Source organism: Thermoanaerobaculia bacterium (assembly GCA_018057705.1).
In the GTDB taxonomy this organism is placed as follows: Bacteria; Acidobacteriota; Thermoanaerobaculia; order Multivoradales; family JAGPDF01; genus JAGPDF01.
Genome location: JAGPDF010000040.1, coordinates 27,992 through 43,549 on the forward strand (window position 1 = coordinate 27,992; position 15,558 = coordinate 43,549).

The window sequence follows — 15,558 nt, forward strand, 5'->3', positions numbered from 1 at the left end:
CTAACCGACCCGCGGAACCACGGCGAACCCGGCCCCTGCCGGCGCGCCGGCCCTCAGCGCGAGTCCTGCCAGTACCCCGAGTCCTCGGACTCGAAACCGTCGGCGAACAGCGCGCCCGGGAGGACCACCGCCGATCCGGCAAATTCGACACCGTCGACGGTCGCATAGGGAGCGCCGACGCCGAGATCGACGAAACCGTCGCCGTCGAAGTCGCCCGCGGCCAGGGAGAGTGCGAAGCCGTTCGGCGGGCTGCCAGGGACTCCGTCGAAGGCGGAGGCGAAGCGCCGCCGGCGGGAGATGTCGACTCCATCCCCCGAGCCGCCGACCACGGTGAACGCCCCGGAGACCGCATTTTCGCCGGGATGGCCGATCACGAGCTCGTCGAAGGCGTCGCCGTCGAAGTCCCCTGCCGCGAGGGTCGCTCCGAAGAAGTCACTCGCCTCGCTCGCGCCCTGGAGATTGTCCTCCCGCAGGTGCTGGACGAGGCCGATCGCGGGAACTCCGGCATGGCCATAGGCGATGACGATCTGACCGGCTTCCGCGAGCGTGCCGCCGCCCAGCACCGGGAGGTCTTCGGACGGGACCCCGACGAGGAGCTCGTCGAACGCGTCGCCGTTCAGGTTGCCGAATGCGACTGCGGCGCCGAACCGGTCGCCGGGCTCCGTGAAGCCACCGAGCAGGAAGTCGTCGAGCACCGCGGAGCCCGACGGGGTGAGGCCGCTGGCGCCGCCGAACAGCACGTGCAGAACGCCGGCCCCGAGGTCTTCGCCCGGCGCGCCCACCGCCAGCTCGTCGAAGCCATCGCCGTTCCAGTCGCCGGCGGCGAGCGCGAGACCGAAGCCGTCGGTGGTCTCGGGCTCGCCGGGGAGCTCGAACTGGCTCAAACCGAAGGCGGCGGCGGCCTCCGGTCCGGAGGCCGAGCCGGGAATCGCCACCACCCACCCCGCAGCCTGCTGACCGTTCAGCGTCTCGCCGGGCGCGCCGATCACGAGGTCGTCGAAGCCGTCGTGGTCGAAGTCGCCGCTCGTGATCGCGAATCCGAACCGGTCGCCCGCTTCGGCGCCCTCCGGGATGCCGACCGTCTCCTGCGTGAAGAGCAGAAAGTCGTCGTGGAACGGGCCGGCCGCGGACCCGGGATAGACGAACACGGCCCCGGCGTCGTCCAGCGCTCCGATCGCTTCGCTCGGCGCGCCGACCGCGAGGTCGTCGAAGCCGTCGCCATCGAAGTCGCCGGCGCAGAGGGCAAGCCCGTGGTGGTCGACCGACTCGAGACCACCGCCGAACTGAGCCAGCCGGCGCGGCGCGGCCGTTGCGAAGGTTCCCTCGGCGTCACCGAAGTAGACGATGACAGCGCCGCTCTGAAAGACCGGCGCGGCCAGGAGCCCCGAGTCGTAGGGAATCCCGACGGCGAGGTCGTCGCGACCGTCGCCGTTGAAGTCGCCGGCGGCGAGGGCATGGGCGAAGCCGTCGCCCTCCTGCGGACCCGTGTTGCCGATCGTCGGGTTCTCGAGGAACCGGGAGCGGACGGGCGAAAGGCCGACTCCGGCAGCCTGAAGGCCGCCCAGCATCGCAATCCATCCCAGACAGCACAGTACTGCAGCTCTCTCCGAAGTGGGTCGCATCTCACCTCTTCCGGAGGTCGCTCCGGCACCGGGCGGGTTGCCCGCTGCGGACGCCCTCCTGCAAGCCGTGCCCCCGCCGGGAGCGCTCGCGCCCCTGACCGGCCCGACAGTGAGATGGATCGAAAATCTGCAGCGGGAGGCGACAGGCGATCGAGGCGTTCGGGGCGCTCGGCACCTCCCGGCCGACCGAGCGCTCGCTCAGGGAGCGGGCAGAGGCGGCGGCGCTGCAGATCCTGCGGTCGCCGGGGCGAGATGACGCTCGAAAAAGGCGATCGTGCGCTCCCAGGCGAGCTTCGCCGCGGCCGCGTCGTAGCGCGGGGTGGTGTCGTTGTGAAAGCCGTGCTGGGTGCCGGGATAGAGATGGCGCTCGTAGCGCACCCCGGCGGCCTGGAGGGCCGCCTCGAACGCCGGCCAGCTCTCGTTGATGCGTGGATCGACCTCGGCGGACTGGATGAGCAGCGGCGCGCGGATCTTCGCGACCTCCGTTGGGTCGGCCGAGCTGCCGTAGAACGCGACGCCAGCCAGCAGGTCGACGCGCCGCGTGGCCAGCCAGTTGACCATTCCGCCCCCCCAGCAGAAGCCGACCGCGCCCGTGCGTCCGGTCGTCGATGCACTCTTGTGCAGCCACTCGAACGCGGCGACGAAATCGGCGCGCGACTTCTCCGGGTCGAGCTTCTGGAAGAGGGTACGGGCGGCGTCCTCGTTCCCCGGATAGCCGCCGAGCGAGGTCAGCGCGTCGGGGGCCAACGCCGCGAAACCGGCGAGCGCGAGACGCCGCGCGACATCCTCGATATGGGGATTCAGGCCGCGATTCTCGTGGATGACCAGAACCCCGGGGAGTCTGTCCTTCGCCGCGGCCGGACGCACGAAGTAGGCGCGCACGGGGCCGTGCCCGGAGGGCGAAGCGATCTCGACCCGTTCGGTCACGAGGCGCGCGTCGTCGGGCGGCAGGACCAGCCCGTGCGCGAAATCGGGGGAGAGCTGGTCGAGGAGCATCGCGGCGGTGACGCTGCCGACGGCGAACTTCGCGGCGCGCTCGAGGAACTTCCGGCGATCGATGTCGCCGTGAACGTAGGCATCGAAGAGGGCCAGCAGCTCCTGGTCGTAGTCGTGCGCGGTCTTGCGCGGTCCCTGCGTCATCGGCCCACCTCCCGCACGGGAGCCTACCCGACCCGCCGAAGGAGATGGCCTCGCGGACCGAGGCGCATACATAAGTTAATTTCTTGTTGGGTTAGTCTAAAAAGAGCGCGCTTTAGAGTAATTGTGTTGACAAGTACACTAAACCGTGGATAATTCCTCTCTGCCCAAGGAGCTCACCGATGACTCCCGAAGTTGTCCCGATGGCCCCCGCCGACACCGCCTGGATGCTCGTGGCGACCGCCCTGGTGCTGCTCATGACCCCCGGGCTCGCCTTCTTCTACGGCGGGCTGGTGCGATCCAAGAACGCGCTCAACACCATGATGATGAGCTTCGCGGCGCTCGCCGGGGCGGGGTTGGCGTGGGCACTCGCCGGCTACTCGCTCGCCTTCGCCCCGGGTTCGAGCGTTCTCGGCGGCTTCGACTTCGCGCTGCTCGCCGGCATCGGCGTCGAAGCCAGGGGGACGATCCCCCATCTCCTCTTCTTCGCCTATCAAGGGACCTTCGCGATCATCACCGTGGCGCTGGTCTCCGGCGCGGTGGTCGAGCGCATGCGCTTCGGGGCGTTCGTCGCCTTCTCCGTCCTCTGGACTCTGGTGGTCTATGCCCCGATCTGCCATTGGGTCTGGGGAGGCGGCTGGCTCGGAACCCTCGGAGCGCTCGACTTCGCCGGCGGCACGGTGGTGCACGTCAACGCCGGCGCCGCGGCCCTCGTCGCGGCCCGGGTCCTCGGCCCGCGTCGCGACTACGGGCGCCAGGCGCTCCTGCCGCACAACGTCCCCTTCGTGCTGCTGGGCGCCGCCCTCCTCTGGTTCGGCTGGTTCGGCTTCAACGCCGGGAGCGCCCTTGCCGCCAACGCCTCGGCGGTCGTCGCCTTCACCAACACGCTGCTCGCCCCCATCGCGACGCTCGCGGTCTGGATGACGCTCGATCGCCTGCGGACCCGGAGGGTCACCGCGGTCGGCGCCGCCACCGGCGTGGTGGTGGGGCTGGTCGCGATCACTCCGGCGGCCGGCTTCGTCTCGCCCCTCGCGGCGCTCGTGCTCGGAGCGCTCGCCGCCTTCCCCTCCTACTTCGGCATCCTCTACCGCTCGCGCACACGCCTCGACGACTCGCTCGACGTGGTCGCGGCGCACGGTCTCGGAGGCTTGACCGGCGCGCTCCTGACCGGCGTCTTCGCGAGCGCCGCCTGGGGGGGAACAGCGGGACTCCTCGAAGGCAACGCGGCGCTCGTCGGCAAGCAGGCGATCGCGGTCGTCGCCACCTTCCTCTACTCGGGCGCCGCCACCTGGGGGCTGCTGCGGCTCCTCGCGGTCGTCCTGCCGCTCTCCGCCGACAGCCGGCTGCAGGGGCGCGGGCTGGACGTCGAGCTCCACGGCGAAGAGGCCTACGGCAGCGGCGAAGGGGCGATTCTGGTGCTCGACCCGCCGCGGCGGGCACCCTCAACTCCCGCCGGCGAGATCTCCAGCGATCTCACTTCTGGGGCGCGCCCAGCCGGTGCTGCGGCGGGAGCCTGATGCGATGAAACTGGTCACCGCGATCGTTCGCCCGGAGAGGCTCTCCGACGTCCTCGAGGCGCTCTTCCGCGCCGAAGTCACCGGCCTCTCGATCTCGCGCGTGCAGGGGCACGGCGGCGAGACCGAGGCGGTCGAGACCTACCGCGGCACGACGGTGAAGATGGAGCTGGTCGAGAAGGTGCGCCTGGAGATCGGCGTCTCGGACTCCTTTGTCGATGTCACCGTCGACGCCATCCTCACCGCCGCGCGCACCGGCGAGGTCGGCGACGGCAAGATCTTCGTCCTGCCCGTCGAACGCGTCGTCCGCATCCGCACCGGCGAGACCGACATCGACGCCGTCACCCCGGTGGCGGCGGCTGCGGACTCTTAGCGCGAGCGGCTCACCGCGGGGCCGGTAGCCGCGCGAGCAACCAGCGCCGCGACGAGACCGCCGAGATAACCGCACGCGGCCGGGTGGCCCAGCCGGAAGGTCCGCGGCCGGGTCTATACTCCCGTGCCATCCGGTCGGACAAGACGTTGACAATTTCATGACCAAGGGAGTGGTGATGCACAAACTGGGAGCTGAATTCCTCGGAACATTCTGGCTCGTGCTGGGTGGATGCGGCAGCGCTGTCCTGGCTGCGAAGTTTCCCGACATCGGAATCGGAATGCTGGGCGTAGCGTTCGCATTCGGACTGACGGTGGTGACCATGGCCTATGCGATCGGCCACGTCTCCGGCTGTCACCTGAATCCCGCCGTTTCGATCGGCCTGTACGCAGGCGGCCGGTTCCCGGCCGGGCAGCTCCTGCCGTACATCGTTGCGCAGGTGCTGGGGGGCCTCGCCGCCGGAGCGGTGCTCTACGTGATCGCCTCCGGCAAGGCGGGCTTCGACGCCACGGCCGGCTTTGGCGCCAACGGCTATGGCGAGCACTCGCTGGGTGGCTACTCGCTGACGGCGGCCCTCGTCACCGAGGTGGTGATGACGATGTTCTTCCTGTTCATCATCATGGGGGCCACCGACAAGCGCGCGCCGGCTGGTCTCGCGCCGCTCGCCATCGGCCTCGCGCTGACCCTGATCCACCTGATCAGCATCCCGGTCACGGGCACGTCGGTGAACCCGGCGCGCAGCACGGGCGTGGCGTTCTTCGCCGCCGACTGGGCCGTCGGTCAGCTCTGGCTGTTCTGGGTCGCGCCGATCGTCGGCGGCGCTCTCGGCGCCGTGCTCTACCGCGCCATCGCCGGCGACGGCAAGGCCTGAGCAGCGGGTTCGAACCCGGGCGGGCGGCGAGCGGCCGGTTCGCCCAGCCCCGAGGTCGGCAATGCCGCGGCAGCGGGCTAATAGTAGGCGCGCAGGCGCAGGGTGCGCTCGCGGCCGTCGGCGAGCGTGAGGCGCGCCAGTGTGCCGTCGGCGGCGTGCATCCAGCCGGCGACGATGCGCCACCAGTCGGGTCCCACCGGCTCGCCGTCGAGGGCCCGGACGCGCTCGCCTTCGACCCACCCCGTCTCCTGCGCCGGGCTGCCGGGCGCGACGAAGACGACCACGAGCTCGGTGCCGTCGATCTCGAACTGCAGCCCGGTGCGGTCGCGCGGCAAGGGCTCGGTGAAGACGGAGGCCGGGCCGGGCTCGAGCCAGAGCCGGGCGTTCTCGTAGTCGAACAGCACGCGGAACCGGTTGAGGAGGCCGGCGCCGAGATTGCCTGCCTGGCGCCGGGTGTCGAACGCCCCTTTCAGGTTCTCGGTGTGGAACGTGACCGGCACGTTCGGGATCTCGAAGCCGGCGAGAGTCACGGAACGGAGGGTGCCCGTCTTCGAGATCCGGAAGCCGCCGACGCCGCCGCTCTTCGCCTCGGAGAGCGGACGCCCGGCGAGGAAGCCGCGCTCTTCCGCATAATGTCCGAAGACCGTGAGCGCGCCGCCCTGGCCGGTGTCGAGGCCGACCACGACCGGCTCACCGCCTTCCATCTGGAGACGCACACTCTTGTGCCCGTCCTCGCCGGGAAGGAGCTCGGTGGAGCGCCCGGGGCCGGCATAGCGAAACCGCGCCGGATCGTGAAATCGGATCCTCTTCCCCGGATAGTCGACGTCGACGACGACGGCGTGGAACAGCTCCTTGCCGAGGATCATCGGCATCGTCCGGCCGCTCTTCTGCGCGATTTCGGAAAGATCGATCACGGCCGCGGCCATCGGCCCCATCCGGAGCCCCCCGAGGTCGAGCGTGACGCCTTCGACCATTCCCGCCTCGGTGACGCCGCCGGTACCGCGCGCCGCCACGGCGCCCGCAGCTTCGAGCCCGGCGCTCTGGGCGAAAGCCCGGTCGAGCACGCTCATGCCGGCGCCAGAGTCGAGAAGCAGGTCGGTCTCGCGGCCGTTGACTCGCCCGCGGAGGTAGATCCAGCGCTCTTTGAAGAGATCGAGCGGCATCCACTCGGTGACCGCCGGGGTATCGGAGCCAGGGGAGCCAGGGGAGCCAGGGGAGCCAGCGACCCCGCCGGTAATCCGCGCCAGGCGCTCACCCGCGGCCGGCCGTGCGAACAGTTTGGCGGCGAGGCCGACGTTGGCGCTCATCTCCCGCCACTCGACGACCTGATTCTCGGCGGCGTGCTCGGCGAAGCTCTCCTGCCGGGCGGCGAAGCGCACACCCTGGAGCACGCGGAAATCGCCGAGCCGGGTCCACGTCTCGCGTCCGTCGGTGACGGTGCGCGACCAGATGGACTCGCCGCTCCGCGGATCGACGAGGAGCTCGAACCGGTCGCCGTCGGGGTAGTCGAAGCGCAGGAGTGTCCCGGCGCTCCCCTCCTTCTCGATCGGCCCGGCGAGACTTACGGCGACGCCCTTCCCACGCAGGTGAGCCAGGAACGCCCGGTCGTTCTCCCGCAGGAGCCGGGAGACCTTGTCCACCGCGAGCGGCTCGATCTGACCGCTGGCGTTGCGCTCCCACCCACCGGCGGCGCCACCACCGCTCGCACCGCCCTCACCGATCACCGCTTCGGCGCCCGCGATCACTCCGAGGTCGTACTCGAGCAGCGACTGTCCGGCGCGGCGGGAGCGCATCGTGAGGCTCCCGGAGAGTCCGGAGACCGCGAGCGTCCCCGAGAGTGCGAAGTCCTGCAGCCCATCGACTGCCGCCCACCCACCGAGCCAAACGACATGAAGATCGATCAGCGCCTGCGCGTCGCGCGGGATCGCGAGGCGCTCGGCGACTGGCGGGCTCGCGACCGCGTCCGTGGCGGCGAGCGCCCCTCTGGCCGTGCCGGAAGCGAACGCTGCCGCAGACGCGACCAGCAGGAACGCGCCCACGGCGGAAGCGGATCGTGGCAATGGGTTCATGGCGTCTCCCTCAGCGCTGGCGCGATGCGGCAGCTAGAGGAAGTACGCCGGGCTGCCGCCGCGGTTTCGTTCGAGCATCGCACGACGCGACGTGGATCGCACATCTTCCGCTCGCAGCCCTCCAGCTCGCCGGGCGTTCCCTGCCTGCGACTCCACAACGACGCGGTCACCCCGGTAGCGGCGACCACGCACGGCGAGGGCGGCGAGCTCCGGGTCACGGCGCCGCCGACGACGGCAAGGCCTGAGTGCCGGGTTCCACTCGACCGGCGCAGACGGGACGCGACTAGCGGGAGAAGACCGCGCCGTGCGGCAGACCGGTGCCTTCCCAGCCGTGGGGCCACTGCCGTTTCGCGAAACTGAAACCGGTCTTGCCGTCGGTATCGCGGAAGGCCTCGTCCACGGAGAGCGCGCCGGTCTTCGGGTCGAGCTGCAGCAGGTACATGCGATTGTCTTCGCCCCCGCCCGGCGTCACCACGATGCGGCCGGTTACCGGATCCCATCCCGTCCAGTGCGGGCGGAAGGCATCGCTGATCGTGAGCCGCGACACTTCGACCGGGCGCGCGGGATCGGCGAGGTCGAGCACGATGAAGCCGTTCACCTCCGGCACGCTCTGAACGAAGTACTGGCCGACGATCGTCGGCACACCGCAGAAGTTGCCCGGAAAGGTGTGCACCAGCCGGGCCGTGGGCGCGTCGGTCTCGATGCCGGTGATCCGCTCGACGCCGCAGGCCAGCGTCTGCACGAAGACCGAGCCGTCGGGGCCGACGCGAGGCTCCTCCGGGCTGATGTGGGCATAGAGCCGCTCGCCGGGGTCGAAGTACGCCGTCCGCAGCAGCCGCAGATCGGACAGCCGCCAGACCTGGTAGGTCGTACCACTGAACAGATCGGGATCGTGCATCGAGGAGTTGGTCGACACCACGCGATCGATCTGCGGCAGGACGACCAGGCTGTAAGGCATCAGGAGGTTGTCGGCAAAGGCGAGATCGGCGTTGCCCGACGAGCGCACGACCCGGCCGGAATCGTCGATCTCGACCAGGCCGCCACTCTTCCCCATCGCGGCATTCGCGAACGGTGGCGTCCGCGCCTTCGTCGCCGTCTGCGCCGCCTGCGGCCCGGAGGCCATGGCGGGCATCGACGGCATCGCATCGTGCTGGAAGGAGACCAGCACATGGCCGTTGGGCAACCGGACGTACGAATGCGGATGCGCGAAGCCGGCCATGTCGCCGAAGGACCCGGCGACCGCCGGATGCAGCGGATCGCGCACGTCCAGGATGAAGGTGCGCCCGGCGTCGTGATCGTTGACGAACAGCATGCCGCTCGCAGGCATGGTGTACTCGGTGTGATGCGGCCGCACCGTGCGCTGATCGGTTTCGAGCGCCGCGAGCATCCGCCCGTATTGCGGCGAGCGCGGGTCGGCGTCGATCACGAGCAGGAAATCGTTGCCCTTCTTTTCCTTGTCACCCGCCCAGACGAACAGCGCGTGCGGCGGCGCCGGCGGCGAGACGACCGTAGCAGGCACCAACTCCCGGGCCCGCGACAACGCCGGGGTTGCCGACACCGCCACGAGCGCCGAGGCGAGCGCCAACACCGAGAGGGTGCGCCTTGGGTTCGACATTCCACGACTCCTTCGAGGCCGATCACGCAGCCTCAGGCAAGACCGACGCGAGCCCCGAGGATGCACCGTTCGGGCAGTGGCCGTGACTCGTTCCGGGGAGCGTACCAGCGACCCCCTGGGCCCGTCGCCGGAGCGCTCGCCCCTTCCCGGGCGCCCAGACGAATCGCATCCAGCCGGGGCCGGGTCGTGGTGGAAGAGTCGAAGCAGGCGGTCGTGGGCGAGGGAAAGCCCGGTCGCGGATAGGCTGTGCCGATGCGAACGCCCCGCCGCGAGCCCTGCACTTGACCGAACCGCTCTGGATCGACCGGGCCGACGAGCTCGCCGCGGGTGTCGAGCGTTGGCGCGCTGCCGGCACCGCGGGAGGCGCTGGCGACATCGCGCTCGACACCGAGTTCGTCTTCGAGCGCACCTTTCGGCCCCGCCTCGGCTTGATCCAGATCGCCGCCGGCGGCGAGATCGCGCTGGTCGACGCTGTCCGGATCGCCGACCTACAGCCGCTCGCGGCGCTCCTCGAGGCGCCCGACACGCGCAAGGTCCTGCACTCGGGCTCGGGCGACGTGCCGATCCTGCGGCGCGCGACCGGCGCTGCGCCGCGACCCCTCTTCGACACCCAGATCGCCGCGGCTTTCGCCGGCCTGGGCCCGTCGCTCTCCTACGCCGCGCTGATCCGCGAGCTCTTCGCGGTCGAGCTGCCCAAGCACGAGACCCGGACCGACTGGCTGCGCCGGCCGCTGTCGCCCGCGCAGCTGCGCTACGCCGGGGAAGACGTCCTGCACCTGGGCGCCGCCGCGGCCGAGCTCGAACGCCGCCTGCTCGCCCTCGGGAGACTGGAGTGGGCGCTCGAGGATTCGGCGGCGCTCGCCGATCTCGAAGCGGACGCCGCCCTGCCGGCCGATGCCTGGCGGCGGGTGAAGGGGCTCGATCGCCTGCCGCCGCGCGGCCGCGCCGTGGCGCGTGCCCTCGCCGCCTGGCGCGACCGCGAGGCCGACCGGCTCGACCTCGCGCGCTCCTTCCTGATGCGCGACGAGACGTTGCTGGCGCTCGCCCGCCTCGACGGGAGCGGCGGCCACAGCGGACCCACAGCCCTCACACCACAGGAGATCGCCAAGCTCCCGGGCTACGAGGCGCGTCGCCATGCGCAGCATGCCGGGCGCTGGGTGGAGGCGATCGCGGAGGCCAACATCGCGGCCCACGCCGGCACGGCGCCCGCGGAACCGGCTCGTCTCCCCGCTGCGGAACGTGAGCGCCGCCGAGCGTTCGAGGATGCGATCTCCGCGCTCGTCGCTCGACGCAGCGGCGAGGTCGGGCTCTCCCCCGAGCTCCTCCTCTCGCGGCGTCAGCGCGACCGCGCCATCGACTCCTGGCGCGCTGGCGGAGGAGGTTCGCTCGCCGAGCGCGTGGGCGGCTTTCGCGGCCGCCTCCTGGGCGCCGAGCTCGACGCGCTCGCCGCGAGCCAAAGCTAGGGCGGCGGAGCCTCCGTCAGGTCGCGAGCGGCGGCGGCTCGCCGGCGAGCCGCCGCCGGCGGACGGCGCGCGGCACGAGCCCGTGAGCCGGAGAGAAGAAGAAGGCGAGCGCGAACAGCAGACCGGCCACCGTCGCCATCGAGCCGGCGATGGAGGCGTCGAGCGACCGCGCCAGGGCGTAGCCGCCCAGGGTCGAGGCGACACCGCAGGCGACCGCGATCGCGATCATCCGGCCGAGTCGATCGGTCAGAAGATACGCCGTCGAAGGCGGCACGACGAGGAGCGCCACGACCAGAATCGCGCCCACCGATTCGAAGGCTCCGACGACGGTGAACGAAACCGCGCCCATGAGGAGGTAGTGCAGGAGGACGGGGGAGAATCCGAGCGTCGCGGCGAGCTCCGGGTCGAAGGTCGAGAGCTTGAGCTCTTTCCACAGGAGCGCCACGAACAGGACGATCGCAGCGAGAAGCGCGCCGTTCATCCACAGCGCGCGCGGTCCCATCGAACGCTCGCCCACCAGCCAGAGATCCCAGGGGGCATAGGCGATCTCGCCGTAGAGCACGCAGTCGAGATCGAGATCGACCTGCCCGGCGTAGCGGCTGATCAGGATCACGCCGACCGAGAACAGCGCCGGGAAGACGACGCCGATCGAGGCATCCTCGGCGAGCCGGCGCGAGCGCGCGAGCAGCTCGACGGCGAAAACGGTGAACAGCCCGAGCGCGCCGGCGCCGATCAACATCGGCAGCGGCGACCGGCTGCCGGTGAGCAGGAAGGCGAGGACGATGCCGGGCAGCACGGCGTGGCTGATCGCGTCGCCGAGGAGCGCCATCTTCCGCAGCACGAGGAAGCAGCCCAGAATCGCCGTCGAAGCCGCGACGAGCGAACCGACGAGGAGGATGACGACCGTCGGGTTCATTGGCCGCTCCCGGCGAGCGCGCGAGCCGGGGCGTGGGTGCGCGGGATCGCCCGACCGTGGGGATCGTGCGACGGATAGCCGAGCTTGGCGTCGAGCTCCTCGAGGGTCTCGTCCGACAGGGCGTGCTCCATGGTCTCGGCGTCGCGGTGGAGGTGGTCGGCCGGGAGGCGCAGGCGCTCCGCGAGATAGGTCTCCCAGAGGCGATGCTTCCGCACCACGCGCTCGGCCTCGATCCGCCCGGCGGCGGTCAGGTCGAGATCGCCGCCGTCGCGGGCCACGAAGCCGCGACGGGCGAGGCCGCGCGCGGTGTGCGCGAGCTCGGCGGCGCGGCTGCCGCGCTTGCCCATCAGGATCGGCACCGGTACGAGGGCGCCGGGCTTGCCCTCGCGCTCGGCTTCGAGCCAGAGGTCCTTCAGCAGGTTCTCGGCGCGGATGCGGCGGCGCAGGCTGCGCTCCCGCCCGAAGGCGCGCAGCAGGCCGCGCTGCGGCGCGAAGAAGAGCGAGACGAGCAACAGGGCGCTCGAAGCGAGGACGATCGCCGGGCCGGTGGGCAGCGCATCGACGCTGGCGCTGGCGAGCGCACCGGCCGCGGCCGCGAGCGCGCCGATGCCGGCCGAGAGCACCACCATCGTCCCGAAACGATCGGTCCATTGCCGCGCGGCGGCGGCCGGCGTCACGAGCGTCGCGATCATCAGCACCACGCCGACGGTCTGGAGGCCGACGACCACCGTCACGACCAGGGCCGCCGTGAGCACGATCTCGAGCGGCCCGGTCGGCAGGCCGATCGAGCCGGCGAAGCCGCGGTCGAACGTCACCAGCTTGAGCTCTTTCCAGAACAGGGCGATGGTGGCGATCACCACGGTGCCGACGATCGCCATGAGGACGATGTCCTTGCGCATGAGCGCGGCGGCCTGCCCGAACAGGAACTTGTCGAGGCCGCTCTGGTTGCCGGCCGGGAGCTTCTGGATGTGGGTGAGCAGCACGATTCCGAAGCCGAAGAAGACCGAGAGGACGATTCCGATCGCGGCATCCTCCTTGATGCGCGAGTAGCGCGCGATCCCGAGCACCGCGAGGGCGCCCACGATGCCCGACACGAGCGCTCCGCCAAGGAGTACCAGTGGGCTCTTCGACAGCGTGAGCAGGAAGGCGAGCCCGACGCCGGGGAGCGCCGCGTGAGCTAGCGCGTCGCCGAGCAGGCTCTGCCGCCGGAGGAGCGCGAAGGCGCCGAGGGTGCCGCCGATCGCCCCCAGGAGGACGGAGCCGGCGACGACGTTCTGTGCGGAGAAGGAGAGCGACATGCGTGCCGCCTCAGCGTCCCGGACCGGGGCGTTCGACGCTTCCGGCCGCGGCGCGCGGGCGCTGCTCGAGGTAGGCCGTCGCGGCCTGCTGAAGGAGCGTCAGCCGGCCACCGTAGGTACCGTGGAGGTTCTCCGGTGTGAAGGTCGTCTCGACCGGACCGGCGGCGACGAGGCGAAGGTTGAGCAGCACCACCCAGTCGAAGTACTCGGGCACCGTCTGCAGATCGTGGTGCACAGCGACGACCGTTCGTCCGGCGGCCCGCAGGTCCTTGAGCAGCGACACGATGGCGCGCTCGGTCGTCGCATCGACGCCGGCGAACGGCTCGTCCATGAGATAGAGGCGCGCCTCCTGCGCCAGCGCGCGGGCGAGGAAGACGCGCTGCTGCTGGCCGCCGGAGAGCTGCGAGATCTGCCGCCCGGCGAGATCACGGATGCCGACCTTGTGCAGGCAGTCGAGCGCGCGGGCACGGTCTTTCGCTCCGGGGCGGCGGAACCAGCCGAGTCGGCCGTAGGTTCCCATCGTGACCACGTCGAGCGCGCTGGTGGGAAAGTCCCAGTCGACGCTCTCGCGCTGCGGCACGTAGCCCACCCAGGAGCGCCGGCTCTCGGCCGGCTCGCCGAAGATGCGCACCCATCCCGCAACCGGCTTCACCAGGCCGAGAACGCTCTTGAGCAGAGTCGACTTCCCGGCGCCGTTCGGGCCGACGACCGCGATCAGCTTGCCTTCGGGCAGGGCGAGATCGACATCCCAGAGCACCGGCTGCGTGCGGTAGGCGACGGTCAGATCGTGAACTTCGATCGCCGGCAGAGGCGGCGCGGCTTGTGCGCCGGCGGCCAGGGAGCTCACAACGTTCCCCCCAGCGAGCGCACGATCGTCTCGACGTTGGCGCGCACCATGCCGGGGTAGTTCCCGGCCGGGGAGTCGGCCGCGCCGAGCGCGTCGGAGAACAGCTGGCCACCGATCACGACCTCGTGGCCGCGCGAGCGCACCGCCGACTCGACCGCCTCGATCGCCCGTCGCGGCACGCTCGATTCGACGAAGATCGCCGGAATTCGCTTGGCGACGATCTCGTCGACGACTCGGTCGACGTCCTTCAAGCCCGCCTCGGCGAGCGTCGAGATCCCCTGCAGGCCGACGACCCGAATACCGTACCGGCGGCCGAAGTAGCCGAAGGCGTCGTGGGCGGTGATGAGCACGCGCTGCTCGACCGGGATGGTCGCAATGAGCTCTTTGACCCAGGCGTCGAGCTCCGCGAGCTCAGCCTCGTACGCCTGTCGGTTGGCGGCGAAGGTCGCAGCATGGGCCGGTGCGAGGCGGGCGAGCTCGCGCTCGATCGGCGCCAACGTCTTCGCCCAGAGAGCGACGTCGAACCAGACGTGCGGGTCGTACTGACCGGCCATCTCCGGCGGCTCGCGCAGCTCGTCGCGCGGCAGATCCTCGCTCACCGCGACCACCGGCCGGGTGCGCGCCATCTTCACCAGCACGTCGCCCATCTTGCCCTCGAGATGGAGCCCGTTGTAGAGGATCAGGTCGGCGTCGGCGAGGAGGCGGACGTCGCCCTCGCTCGCCTTGTAGAGGTGCGGGTCGACTCCCGGGCCCATCAGCGCTGTGACGGCGACGTGCTCGCCGCCGAGCCGCCGCGCCGCATCGCCGATCATTCCTGTGGTCGCGACGACGCGCAGCGGACCGGAAGTGGTGTCACGCCCGGCCTCCGGCGGCGCGCAACCCTGCGCGACCAGGGCGACGACCATGAAGGCCGAAGCCCGAAGTTGTAATTTGGACATATCAAAAGTATGCTCTCGACATGACAAGAAGTCAAGTTGGTGCCGCATTTCCTTCCCCCCACTCTCTTTCGGGATAGCCTCCCCGCGATGGCGACGTCGACGGTCGAGGACTACCTGAAGCAGATCCTGCTCGAAGAGCTCGTGGGGGGAGGAGGGCGTGTGTCCACCGGGCGGATCGCGCAGGCTCTCGCGGTGACGCCGGGCACCGTGACCTCGATGCTGAAGACGCTCGCCGACGGCGATCTCGTCGACTACGAGGCCTACGGCGGCGTTCGACTCACGGCGGCGGGCCGGCGACTCGCGCTTCACGTCGTCCGGCGCCACCGGCTCATCGAGCTCTTCCTGGTTCGGGTCATGGGCATCGACTGGAGCGAGGTCCATGCCGAGGCCGAGCGACTGGAGCACGCTGTCTCCGAGCGCCTGATCGAGAGAATGGACGAGATGCTCGGTCACCCCTCGGTCGATCCGCACGGCGACCCGATCCCCTCGGCGGCCCTCGCCCTGCCCACCGACGCCTCCGACCTCCCGACGCTCGCCGCCGGCAGGATCGGCGCGCGCTATCGCGTGGCGCGCATCGCCGATCAGTCTCCCGACTTCCTGCGCGTCGTCGAGAAGCTGGGGCTGCGGCCCGGCAAGAAACTCCGCCTTCTCGCGGTCGACCCCGCGGCCGACACGCTCGAGGTGGAGCTCGACTCGGGAATCCGCTCCCGTCGTGCGAGCCTCGGCCTGCGCGCCGCCGAGAAGATCCACGTGGAGAGGGCATAGGATCCGGCGCATGCGACCTCGCCTCCGGAAGACGTTGTGGCTCTCCGGTTTCGCCGCTGCGCTCTTTCAGACGGGCGTCTTGCTCGCCGGCACGGTCCTTGTCGACGCCGGTCGCGGCAACGTCCTCGTGCGC

At 70.7% G+C, this 15,558-nt stretch carries 13 protein-coding genes; 5 read left to right on the top strand and 8 right to left on the bottom strand.

Annotation, left to right across the window (positions count from 1 at the left end; genetic code table 11):
• Nucleotides 1–53: 53 nt before the first annotated feature.
• Together KBI44_13205 and KBI44_13210 are read right to left on the bottom strand one after the other, a co-directional pair.
• Nucleotides 54–1,568 carry an FG-GAP repeat protein gene (locus tag KBI44_13205; GenBank protein MBP9145438.1) on the bottom strand — a complete coding sequence of 505 codons (1,515 nt, stop codon included), beginning with the start codon at nt 1,566–1,568 and terminating at the stop codon, nt 54–56.
• A gap of 252 nt (nt 1,569–1,820) precedes the next feature.
• A complete protein-coding gene (locus KBI44_13210; protein MBP9145439.1) occupies nt 1,821–2,762 on the bottom strand; it encodes a dienelactone hydrolase family protein in 942 nt (313 codons plus the stop codon).
• 200 nt (nt 2,763–2,962) lie between these two features.
• Here KBI44_13210 and KBI44_13215 point away from each other — a divergent pair, with 200 nt between their 5' ends.
• From KBI44_13215 to aqpZ, 3 genes are all read left to right on the top strand, one after another.
• A complete protein-coding gene (locus KBI44_13215) occupies nt 2,963–4,276 on the top strand; it encodes an ammonium transporter (protein MBP9145440.1) in 1,314 nt (437 codons plus the stop codon).
• Nucleotides 4,277–4,280: 4 nt separating this feature from the next.
• Nucleotides 4,281–4,646: a P-II family nitrogen regulator gene (locus KBI44_13220; protein ID MBP9145441.1), complete on the top strand. Its 366-nt coding sequence runs from the start codon at nt 4,281–4,283 to the stop codon at nt 4,644–4,646.
• A 175-nt stretch (nt 4,647–4,821) separates the two neighbouring features.
• Nucleotides 4,822–5,514: an aquaporin Z gene (aqpZ, locus tag KBI44_13225; protein MBP9145442.1), complete on the top strand. Its 693-nt coding sequence runs from the start codon at nt 4,822–4,824 to the stop codon at nt 5,512–5,514.
• 77 nt (nt 5,515–5,591) lie between these two features.
• Here the strand turns inward: aqpZ and KBI44_13230 are convergent, their stop codons facing one another.
• Nucleotides 5,592–7,583 (bottom strand): aspartyl protease family protein, encoded by a 1,992-nt coding sequence (locus KBI44_13230; GenBank protein MBP9145443.1) that lies wholly within the window; start codon nt 7,581–7,583, stop codon nt 5,592–5,594.
• 283 nt (nt 7,584–7,866) lie between these two features.
• Nucleotides 7,867–9,198 (bottom strand): hypothetical protein, encoded by a 1,332-nt coding sequence (locus KBI44_13235; GenBank protein MBP9145444.1) that lies wholly within the window; start codon nt 9,196–9,198, stop codon nt 7,867–7,869.
• Nucleotides 9,199–9,479: 281 nt separating this feature from the next.
• Between KBI44_13235 and KBI44_13240 the strand changes: the two genes are divergently transcribed.
• The gene (locus KBI44_13240) at nt 9,480–10,661 is read left to right on the top strand and encodes an HRDC domain-containing protein (protein ID MBP9145445.1); all 1,182 of its coding nucleotides are present in this window, start codon (nt 9,480–9,482) and stop codon (nt 10,659–10,661) included.
• A 16-nt stretch (nt 10,662–10,677) separates the two neighbouring features.
• Here the strand turns inward: KBI44_13240 and KBI44_13245 are convergent, their stop codons facing one another.
• Genes KBI44_13245 through KBI44_13260 form a run of 4 tightly spaced genes read right to left on the bottom strand, consistent with a single transcriptional unit; the run spans nt 10,678 to nt 14,660 of the window.
• Nucleotides 10,678–11,577, bottom strand: a complete 900-nt coding sequence (locus tag KBI44_13245) for a metal ABC transporter permease (GenBank protein MBP9145446.1) — start codon at nt 11,575–11,577, stop codon at nt 10,678–10,680.
• Nucleotides 11,574–12,875 (bottom strand): metal ABC transporter permease, encoded by a 1,302-nt coding sequence (locus KBI44_13250; GenBank protein ID MBP9145447.1) that lies wholly within the window; start codon nt 12,873–12,875, stop codon nt 11,574–11,576. Before KBI44_13250 ends, KBI44_13245 begins: the two co-directional genes overlap by 4 nt.
• A gap of 10 nt (nt 12,876–12,885) precedes the next feature.
• Nucleotides 12,886–13,683 (bottom strand): metal ABC transporter ATP-binding protein, encoded by a 798-nt coding sequence (locus KBI44_13255; protein ID MBP9145448.1) that lies wholly within the window; start codon nt 13,681–13,683, stop codon nt 12,886–12,888.
• Nucleotides 13,684–13,718: 35 nt separating this feature from the next.
• Nucleotides 13,719–14,660, bottom strand: coding sequence for a zinc ABC transporter substrate-binding protein (locus tag KBI44_13260; GenBank protein MBP9145449.1), 942 nt, complete (start codon nt 14,658–14,660; stop codon nt 13,719–13,721).
• An 87-nt stretch (nt 14,661–14,747) separates the two neighbouring features.
• On the opposite strand from KBI44_13260, the gene KBI44_13265 reads away from it, so the two are divergent.
• On the top strand, nt 14,748–15,425 hold the full coding sequence (locus KBI44_13265) for a metal-dependent transcriptional regulator (GenBank protein ID MBP9145450.1): 678 nt from the start codon (nt 14,748–14,750) through the stop codon (nt 15,423–15,425).
• The last annotated feature ends 133 nt before the right edge of the window (nt 15,426–15,558 follow it).

Bases quoted from the DNA above. Each gene is read 5' to 3' on its own strand.
- KBI44_13260 (MBP9145449.1), bottom strand. From the start codon at position 14,660: ATGTCCAAATTACAACTTCGGGCTTCGGCCTTCATGGTCGTCGCCCTG.
- KBI44_13220 (MBP9145441.1), top strand. From the start codon at position 4,281: ATGAAACTGGTCACCGCGATCGTTCGCCCGGAGAGGCTCTCCGACGTC.
- KBI44_13215 (MBP9145440.1), top strand. From the start codon at position 2,963: ATGGCCCCCGCCGACACCGCCTGGATGCTCGTGGCGACCGCCCTGGTG.
- aqpZ (MBP9145442.1), top strand. From the start codon at position 4,822: ATGCACAAACTGGGAGCTGAATTCCTCGGAACATTCTGGCTCGTGCTG.
- KBI44_13245 (MBP9145446.1), bottom strand. From the start codon at position 11,577: ATGAACCCGACGGTCGTCATCCTCCTCGTCGGTTCGCTCGTCGCGGCT.
- KBI44_13235 (MBP9145444.1), bottom strand. From the start codon at position 9,198: ATGTCGAACCCAAGGCGCACCCTCTCGGTGTTGGCGCTCGCCTCGGCG.
- KBI44_13210 (MBP9145439.1), bottom strand. From the start codon at position 2,762: ATGACGCAGGGACCGCGCAAGACCGCGCACGACTACGACCAGGAGCTG.
- KBI44_13250 (MBP9145447.1), bottom strand. From the start codon at position 12,875: ATGTCGCTCTCCTTCTCCGCACAGAACGTCGTCGCCGGCTCCGTCCTC.
- KBI44_13230 (MBP9145443.1), bottom strand. From the start codon at position 7,583: ATGAACCCATTGCCACGATCCGCTTCCGCCGTGGGCGCGTTCCTGCTG.
- KBI44_13265 (MBP9145450.1), top strand. From the start codon at position 14,748: ATGGCGACGTCGACGGTCGAGGACTACCTGAAGCAGATCCTGCTCGAA.
- KBI44_13205 (MBP9145438.1), bottom strand. From the start codon at position 1,568: ATGCTGGGCGGCCTTCAGGCTGCCGGAGTCGGCCTTTCGCCCGTCCGC.